Genomic DNA, 9132 nt, shown 5'->3' with positions numbered 1-9132 from the left:
ACAATAACGCGTCCATATAACTGACATGGTTACATACGATCAAAGCCCCACCTTTTTCTGGAAGGTGGTGGAGGTTCTTATGTTTTACACGATACATGGTGTGCGTGATAACCCACGTTAAAAAGCGCACGGCGAAAACAGGCACTTGATAGAACAAATAAGCCATCACGAGCGCATTTAATAAGGCGAGCATTAAAAATAACTGTGGGATGGATAATTCGAGTATGGATAAACAAACAATACCTAGAACAGCGCTGCCAACCATAAACAACGAGTTGTAAATGTTAAGCGCAGCTATCACCTGTGCTCTTTCTTTTGCTGGTGCTCGTTGCTGCATTAAGGCATACAAAGGAACAATGAAGATACCACCAGATACACCAAGTAGAAGCAAGTGGATGAATAGAGGCCAAAGTTCGGAATGAGCAATAAACTCATCGAAAGATGTAAATTGCGGGAGAGCTTCAGGAACAGATGTCGCGAGCAGTAAGCCGAATATAGTAATACCAAGGCTACCGATAGGCACGATCCCAATCTCAATCCTATGATTCGAAAGTTTGTCGCAGGCGAGAGAACCAATGGCAATGCCGATTGAGAAGAGTGCGAGTAAAAAAGATACAGCGCCTTCTGTACCATTTAGGTGCAATTTGGTGAAATTTGGAAACTGGGTAAGATAAGCCGCGCCTAAAAACCAAAACCAGCTAATTGCCATTAAAGATTGGAAAATAGTGCGATCTTTCTTAGCAATTGCGAGTKTATTACGAGTTAACTTGATTGGGCGCCAGTTCACTTTTATATCTGGATCGCAAGCGGAAGCTTCTGGAATATGGCGGCTGGAAAGATAACCTGCGACAGCAAATGCGACCACACAAATGGCAGCCACGTATTTTGCATTGTCTGTTGATGCAATAACGCCAGCACCGAGTGTGCCAAGCAAGATGGCTAAAAAGGTTCCCGTCTCAACTAAAGCATTGCCCGGAACGAGCTCGTTAGACTTGAGCTGTTGTGGAAGCAGTGCGTATTTTACAGGGCCAAAGAATGCACTCTGTGTTCCCATCAAAAATAAGAGGAAAAGCAGCACGCTGTAGCTTTCGAAAATGAAACCGATAGCGCCAAGAGACATGATGGCGATTTCAAGCAGTTTAATTTTTTGGATTAGCCATGACTTTTCGTATTTATCAGCAAGCACACCTGCGGTCGCTGAAAAAAGGAAAAATGGCAGAATGAATAAACCCGCTGCGAGGTTGATAAAGAGGTTGCTTGAAATAGGTAAATTTTCAAGGCTAGCGAATGCCACAAATAGCAATAATACATTTTTAAAAATATTATCGTTAAAGGCTCCTAAAAATTGAGTAATAAAATAGGGAAGAAACCTTTTTTGAGCTAACAGCGAAGTTTGGCTGCTGTGTGACATTGTTTGTACCTTACGCTGACCAGTTGAGTAAGTAACTCGTAATTAAGTTGTTGATCAGCTCTTTACCATCGATGGGTTCAGAGGTGAAAAACTTGTCGTCAACACTTAACAGGGTGATGCCATGGACACCAGACCATAGAACGCGGCTTGCTTTTAGAACATCGGACTCCGAACGCTCAGGGGCAAGCGTAGAAAGTAGCGCTTCTAACATACTTGTCATGCCGTCAATTCGTTGTGATTGCCATTCCGGAAGATCTTCACCATTCATATTGTGTTCGAAGATCAATTGCCAGCGGTGAGGGTGCTTTAACGCAAAATCGTGGTAGCAATAAGCTAGATTGAAGAGTGCATCTTGAGGATCTGAAGCGTCTTTCACGGCTTCTTTGGCTTCTTCTGCTAGCTCATCAAGCGTTTGAGCGACAGCATGTAACAGGAGTAGGTTGTAGTTACCAAACACATTCACTAATGTACTTGGAACGTAGCCAATCATATTCGCGACTTTCCGCAAGCTTAACTCATGATATGAGTGTTCGCTCAGAAACGTTTTTACGGTTTCTAGAGTCAGCTGAACTAATTGCTCTCTTGTATGATCGTTTCTACGTGCCATGGTTAACTTCTATAAATGAACAACGTTCAATATATTATGCTCGACATCAATAAGCGTCAACTACTTCGCCCATCTATATCGAATGCTAGCAGCAATATTCTGATACATGTGTAACTCATGTGAATATTTCATTGTTCATTGTTAACGAGTATGATTAGAGAGTCGATAGAACAACCTTTACAAGGATAACAATGAAACGATTTTTCTCGCTAGTCGCAATACTGATGGTATCAGTTGCGGTTACACCAATCGCGGAAGCGAAAAAGTTTGGTGGTGGTAAGTCATTTGGTAAAAGCTTTAAGACTGCTCCTGCTCCTAAACAGCAACAACAAAACACAAACACAATTAAGCAAGACCAAGCTGGTAAAACAGGAGCGAAAAGCTCAAGTAAGAAAGGCCTAATGGGTGGTCTTCTTGGTGGTCTGCTTGCTGGTGGCCTACTTGCAGCTTTCTTTGGCGGCGCATTTGAAGGTATCCAGTTCATGGATATTCTAATCATGGGTCTAGTTGCGTTCCTTGCGTTCAAATTCCTACGTGGAATGCTGGGGGCGAAACAAGGTTCGATGAATCAGCACGCTCGTGGACAGCAACCAGCATTTGGTGGCATGGGTCAGAACAAGTACGAAGAACCTAAGCAACAGCCTAATGTTCACAACTTTGAACAGGCTCAACCACAGTCACAACCTCACTCACAAAATAGTGCTGGCGGTTTTGGTTTTGGCGCACAAAGCGATATTCCACACAACTACCCACCGGGCTTCGACCAAGCTGCATTCATCAATGGTTCGCGTGAACACTACCGTACACTGCAAGGTGCATGGAACCACAATGAACTGAATACGATTGAAGAGTATGTATCTCCAAGCCTATTCGAAGACTTGAAAGCTGAGCGTAATAAGTTAGAAGGTGAGCAGCAGACAGATGTTATGTACGTTGATGCCGAGATTGTTCGTGCTGATCATGATGCATCTAAAGCGCAGCTAAGCCTACAGTTCAGTGGTCGTTACCGTGATGCTGCAGAAGGTGTAGAAGAAGATATTACTGATATCTGGCACTTAGAGCGCGACCTTACTGTTCCTGATGCACCTTGGTTAATCGTTGGTATTCAAGGTTAATCACTGGCACTAAATACCGTTCAATTTAGTCAATTAATTAAACGCCTATCGATAGTTCGATAGGCGTTTTTTTTCAAAAAATTCAGGACTCGACTTTGATTTCAGGGCTTCTAACTAAATCATGAACAGGTAGCGATATTTGTTCTCTATTTCAGGAGCTACGATATGAGTACACTTATATGAAACAATCGAGTAGGTAATAATATGATGAGTGAAAGTAAAACTCCGGTGAAATGGGGCATCGCTGGCCTAGGGAATATTGCGCAGAGGTTTGCAACGGCGCTAACGCAATACTCTATACATGGTGAGCTTTATGCTGTGTCTGCTAGAAACTTAGAACGAGCGAATGTCTTTGGACAAAAATTTGGTTGTGATTTGGCCTATGGCTCATACGAAGATATGGCGAAGAACCCTGATGTAGAGGCGGTCTACATTGCGACTGTTCACCCGTACCACCGGCCACTTGCGGAGCTATTTCTTAGTCACAATAAGCATGTATTGGTAGAGAAACCAGCGTTTACTAACCTAGCTGACTGGATGGCAATGAAAGCTCTAGCTGACAAACATGGTGTGTTGCTCTTGGAAGCAATGAAAACCGTGGCATTTCCAGCTTACCGTGAGCTTAAAGACTACTTGCGCTCAAATCGTTTACAGGTAACGTCGATAGAGGCTGGGTTTGGTAACGAGCATGACTATGATCCGAGCTTGTTTATATTTAACCCTGAACTATCCGGAGGGGCGACACTTGATGTTGGAGTGTATGGGCTATGGTTTTACTACGATTTATGTCGCTCTATAGGTATAGAGCCCTCAGAACCTAAGGTTGATATGTTGAGYGCGTTCAAAGAAGCGAAAGTGGACACGGATGCTTTGTTTACTTTCTCTCAAGGTGTAGAAGGTAAAATATCGGCATCCATTGTTTCTAATTTACCTCGTGTCGCAATATTGCGTGGGCCTGAATTAACTATCACGATAAGAGATAAGTGGTGGAACCCAGAGACTATATACATAGAATATCAGGGAATAAAGAACACCATTCAACATAAAGTGGCAGGAAATGGCTTCGAATATGAGATTGACCATATGTCCCAATTGGTTCGTGATAACAAGGTTGAATCTGACATTTTACTTGCTGAAGTGACCGTTCAGGTTATCGAGACTATGGAACGAGCATTACTGAATACGGGCTATGGACACCTCACTACAATAAAGACATCTGAAAAATAGATGGCAAATTTAAAGCGACAACTTGAACAGTATGAGCAGATGTTTCAGGCTTTTGGTCCTGGTACATCTCAATGTCAAATAAGCCAATTAGCAGCGTTGTTAACCGTCAGTGAACGCCATGTTCAGACGATTATCAAAACCATGGTAAAGGAAGGCTGGGTTGATTGGCAGGCGAGCTCTGGTCGCAATAAGAAAGCGTTATTAACATGCCGAGTTGAACCTATTGATGTATGTTATGCGCGAGTTCGAAAGTTCTCGGATGCTGGATGTGTGGAACAAATGCTACAAATGCTGAGTTTTGGCGGAAGGGATGCTGGTTCAGAGCTGCAATCATTCTTAAACCATGCTAACCAATCAGCTCGTCGCGCTTATATTCCATTTCATAGAAAACTAGAGCAACTCCACCCTCAAAAAGTTATTAGAAGAACCGAGCGCTTTTTAGTGACTCAAGTGTGTCAACGTCTCACTCGAATAGAAAATGATCATGTTCAAGGCGATCTAGCCTACCATTGGCAACCCAATGAAGACGGGACTGTTTGGCGTTTTCAAATTCGTAATGAGGTGCAGTTCCATGATGGCAGTGTTTTGCTAGCTAAGGATGTTGTGCGAAGCATTCGAACTCTAATTAATAGTGAGTTCTGGCGTTTTTGCTATCAGCATATTTTAGATGTGAATTTGTACTCAGAGAATACTATTGAAGTGCGTTTGAGCGAGACAGATTGGCATTTGCCAAGGTTATTTTCTCGGGCTGAAACATCAATATTTAAGCTATCGACATCTGGAATACTCATGGGCTCTGGTGCTTTCTCGCTAGATGTCTTCTCGGATAATATGCTCCGTCTTAGCCGCAATAAACTCTATTCACATCAAGCTTCTATTTTGAATACTGTCGAGCTTTGGGTTTATCCTGACTGGGCAATCAGCAAAGCGTGCGCTGAAAATAAGCTGTGCTTAGAAATGCCCGAGAAAACTCATTCTGTATCGAGCGAAAGCTATGCCACGTTTTTAAAAATCCAAGCTCCTAACCAGAGTCGTGAGGTTGTTCAGGTAATTACTGTTGAAGATACATCTGAGTGTATGAGGATCTTCAAAACTCTTACGATGCCAAATGACCGTAAAGTGTTAATTGAATATGGTGACTACACGAAAGTTCAGGGAGTTGTGTTGTGTAGCATTATTAATGAAGGGAACCTGTTGAGTACTTGGCTTAGCTTTTTAGCTCGCTTTCCGTTTTCCACTCTCAATTTAGAATCACAGATCTTGGATACGATTAAGTCGTATATTTCGTTGATTCGTCAACAGCCTGATTTCAGTAGGTCGCTAGCTATACTGGCAGAGTGTCGTCAGTGGCTGTCCGAGGTTGGAGTTATTACTGAGCTAAAGCTCGAAACATTTGGGTTAGAAGTGTCCGATCGTATACAAGGTGTTCAAGTGAATGGATATGGATGGTGTGAATTGAATAGCTTGTGGATCTTAGATTGCTAAGAGGTAAAGTTTGCCAAAAGTAAACGTCAGAAACGAAAAAAGCCAACTCAATGAGTTGGCTTTTCGATTTTCCAATTAAGGAKAATATGGTGGAGGGAGACGGATTCGAACCATCGAAGGCAGTGCCGGCAGATTTACAGTCTGCTCCCTTTGGCCACTCGGGAACCCCTCCAGGGTGTGTCTTACTTTTCACAAAGTAAGCCTAAATTGATGTTTTCCCATAAGCCCATCAAYYAGGTTGTTCTCTTAACTCTTTAAAAGAGRTAAGRAGAATATGGTGGAGGGAGACGGATTCGAACCATCGAAGGCRGWGCCGGCAGATTTACAGTCTGCTCCCTTTGGCCACTCGGGAACCCCTCCAGGGTGTTTTTCCTAACTCATAATGGATAGGCTAAAGAGATGTTTTTCCCAACGCATCTCTCAAGTGCGGAGCGCATCATAGCAAACACGTTTAACCTGTAAAGGGTTTTTCTTATGGTTTTGTGTTAGATGCTGCCTTTTTGGGCAAAGATGGTAGAAAGTATCCATTTTGATGGCGAAGTAAGCATGTCCTTAGCGACTACATCTTCTAGACTTAAGGATATGAAGTGTAAATGTAATTTATCCAGATTTACACTTCTTGACGTTATAAACACTATCAGTTGATAGAATACGGTTAATTCCAAAATTAGAACTTAATTCTTACTTGTAGACCATCACTTATGAAACATAAATCTATTTTATCTTTACTTAGCTTGTCTATTCTTCTGGCGTCTCCAGCCGTACTTGCTAAACGCATGGGGCCAAGCTCTGTCACAGTCGTAACTGAACAGGTCGATATTCACCAAGTTAACCAGTCTTTGTCGTTGGTGGGTAAGCTTGAAGCTGAGCAGTCAGTGATGATTTCATCTGAAGTATCGGGGAAAGTCGACTCTATTTACGTAAAAGCCAACCAAGATGTAGAAAAAGGGCAATTACTTGTTCAGTTGAATGACGATAAAGCGAAAGCGTCTGTAGCTGAAGCGCAAGCGTATTTAAAAGATGAACAACGTAAATTGGCTGAATTTCAACGCCTAGTTAAGCGTAACGCCATTACTCAAACTGAAATTGATGCTCAAAAAACCAATGTTGAAATTGCCAATGCACGTTTGTCTGCTGCTAACGCTAATCTAAAAGACCTACATATTAGTGCCCCTTTCTCTGGCACTGTTGGTTTTATTGATTTTAGTCGCGGGAAAATGGTGAATTCGGGTACAGAGCTAGTCACTCTGGATGATCTGTCTGTAATGCAACTCGATTTACAAGTTCCTGAGCGTTACCTATCGATGCTTTCTAAAGGAATGGAAGTTACCGCTCGTACGAGTGCTTGGGGAGATACCGAGTTCTCTGGCACGGTTGTAGGCATTGACTCCCGTATTAATGCGGAAACATTGAACTTACGTGTGCGCATTCACTTCGATAACCAATCTAATCAGCTTAAGCCGGGTATGTTGGTGGCTGCTGATATGGATTTCCCTGCAATTGAAGCAGCTATCATTCCAGTTCAAGCGCTTCAGTACTCCGGGACAAAACGTTTTGTATATGTTGTCGGTGAAGATAATAAAGCTGTTCGTACAGAAGTTTTTTTAGGTGCACGTATTGATAACGAAGTGGTTATCGAAAAAGGTATCGAAATCGGTGACAAGATCGTTGTGCAAGGGATCGTAAACATGCGTGATGGCGCAACTGTTAAAGAGCTTGGTGTACAGACAGAATCTGCAAAGAGCTCTTCTGCTAATGGAAAACCAACACAAAAAGGTGATAACTAATGCTGTTATCTGACGTTTCTGTAAAGAGACCCGTAGCCGCTGTTGTATTAAGCTTGCTATTGGTTGTGTTTGGTATTGTTTCTTTCAATAAGCTCGCCGTTCGTGAGATGCCTGATATTGAAAGCCCTGTGGTATCGATCAGTACTCGTTATGAAGGTGCGTCGGCCACTATCATCGAAAGCCAGATAACCTCAAACCTCGAAGATCAATTGTCTGGTATTAGTGGTATTGATGAAATTGAATCGACCACTCGTAACAGCATGTCACGTATCACTATCACCTTTGAGCTAGGTTATGACCTAAACACAGGCGTGAGTGATGTTCGTGATGCCGTAGCTCGTGCGCAGCGTTCATTACCAGATGAAGCGGATGACCCAATTGTTTATAAAAACAATGGTAGCGGTGAAGCTTCGGTTTACATCAACTTAAGCTCGACTGAAATGGATAGAACTCAGCTAACGGATTACACCGAACGTGTTCTTATCGACCGCTTCAGTTTGATCTCTGGCGTGAGCTCAGTGGATATTTCAGGCGGCTTATACAAGGTTATGTATGTAAAGCTGAAGCCTGCTCTGATGGCTGGTCGTGGTGTGACCGCATCAGATATTACAGAGGCGCTTCGTAGTGAGAACATTGAAAGCCCGGGTGGTGAAGTTCGTAACGATGCCATTGTTATGTCAGTGCGTACGGCTCGCTCTTATACTCAAGCACAAGACTTTGAATACCTAGTCGTGAAGCGTGCTTCTGATAACTCGCCAATTTACTTAAAAGATGTCGCAGATGTTTACATTGGCGCAGAAAATGAAAACTCAACCTTCAAGAGCGATGGTGTTGTTAACGTAAGTATGGGGATTGTGCCGCAATCGGATGCCAACCCGCTTGAAGTCGCAGACCTTGTCCACAAAGAAGTTGAAAACATTCAGAAGTTCCTACCGGATGGTACTCGTTTGGCTGTGGACTATGACTCTACCGTCTTTATCGACCGTTCTATTTCTGAAGTTTATAGCACGCTCTTTATTACCGGTGGTTTGGTAATCCTTGTTCTTTACGTCTTTATCGGTCAAGCACGTGCGACTTTGATCCCTGCGGTTACAGTGCCTGTTTCGTTGATTTCATCGTTTATCGCAGCGTACTACTTCGGCTTCTCTATCAACCTAATTACATTGATGGCATTGATTCTGTCTATTGGTTTGGTGGTTGATGATGCAATCGTCGTTGTAGAGAATATTTTCCACCATATTGAGCGTGGTGRATCGCCACTGTTAGCTGCATATAAAGGTACTCGTGAAGTTGGTTTTGCCGTAATCGCGACGACTTTAGTACTGGTTATGGTATTCCTGCCAATCTCATTTATGGATGGAATGGTTGGACTATTGTTTACCGAGTTCTCGGTGTTGTTGGCAATGTCGGTGATCTTCTCATCTGTGGTGGCATTAACGTTAACCCCAGTACTTGGTAGTAAGATCCTAAAAGCGAATGTGAAACCAAACCGTTTTAATC

Annotated in this window: 7 protein-coding genes and 2 tRNA genes; 5 read left to right on the top strand and 4 right to left on the bottom strand. The window is 42.8% G+C overall.

Annotated elements, in window-relative coordinates:
- Positions 1–1411, bottom strand: a 1411-nt coding sequence (locus tag L4C33_RS16460; protein WP_428813502.1) for an MFS transporter, incomplete at its 3' end; no start/stop codon positions are given.
- Between the two features lie 10 nt (positions 1412–1421).
- A complete protein-coding gene (locus tag L4C33_RS16455; RefSeq protein WP_428813501.1) occupies positions 1422–2018 on the bottom strand; it encodes a TetR/AcrR family transcriptional regulator in 597 nt (198 codons plus the stop codon).
- 191 nt (positions 2019–2209) lie between these two features.
- On the opposite strand from L4C33_RS16455, the gene L4C33_RS16450 reads away from it, so the two are divergent.
- The 3 genes from L4C33_RS16450 to L4C33_RS16440 all read left to right on the top strand — a co-directional run bounded on the left by L4C33_RS16450 (position 2210) and on the right by L4C33_RS16440 (position 5845).
- On the top strand, positions 2210–3133 hold the full coding sequence (locus L4C33_RS16450) for a Tim44 domain-containing protein (protein WP_428813500.1): 924 nt from the start codon (positions 2210–2212) through the stop codon (positions 3131–3133).
- Positions 3134–3340: 207 nt separating this feature from the next.
- Positions 3341–4360 carry a Gfo/Idh/MocA family protein gene (locus L4C33_RS16445; RefSeq protein ID WP_428813503.1) on the top strand — a complete coding sequence of 340 codons (1020 nt, stop codon included), beginning with the start codon at positions 3341–3343 and terminating at the stop codon, positions 4358–4360.
- Entirely contained in the window at positions 4361–5845 is a 1485-nt protein-coding gene (locus L4C33_RS16440; protein WP_428813499.1) for an SgrR family transcriptional regulator, read from the top strand.
- An 87-nt stretch (positions 5846–5932) separates the two neighbouring features.
- On the opposite strand, the gene L4C33_RS16435 is transcribed toward L4C33_RS16440, so the two are convergent.
- Positions 5933–6017, bottom strand: a tRNA-Tyr gene (locus tag L4C33_RS16435).
- A 103-nt stretch (positions 6018–6120) separates the two neighbouring features.
- A tRNA-Tyr gene (locus tag L4C33_RS16430) sits at positions 6121–6205 on the bottom strand.
- A 341-nt stretch (positions 6206–6546) separates the two neighbouring features.
- Here L4C33_RS16430 and L4C33_RS16425 point away from each other — a divergent pair.
- Positions 6547–7632: an efflux RND transporter periplasmic adaptor subunit gene (locus L4C33_RS16425; protein ID WP_428813498.1), complete on the top strand. Its 1086-nt coding sequence runs from the start codon at positions 6547–6549 to the stop codon at positions 7630–7632.
- A partial coding sequence (locus L4C33_RS16420) for an efflux RND transporter permease subunit (protein ID WP_428813497.1) occupies positions 7632–9132 on the top strand: 1501 nt, incomplete at its 3' end. The genes L4C33_RS16425 and L4C33_RS16420, both read left to right, overlap by 1 nt.

Source organism: Vibrio makurazakiensis (assembly GCF_050337375.1).
Lineage (GTDB): Bacteria > Pseudomonadota > Gammaproteobacteria > Enterobacterales > Vibrionaceae > Vibrio > Vibrio makurazakiensis.
Note: the sequence above shows the minus strand (reverse complement) of the source record. Positions and strands in the feature narration are given on the sequence as shown.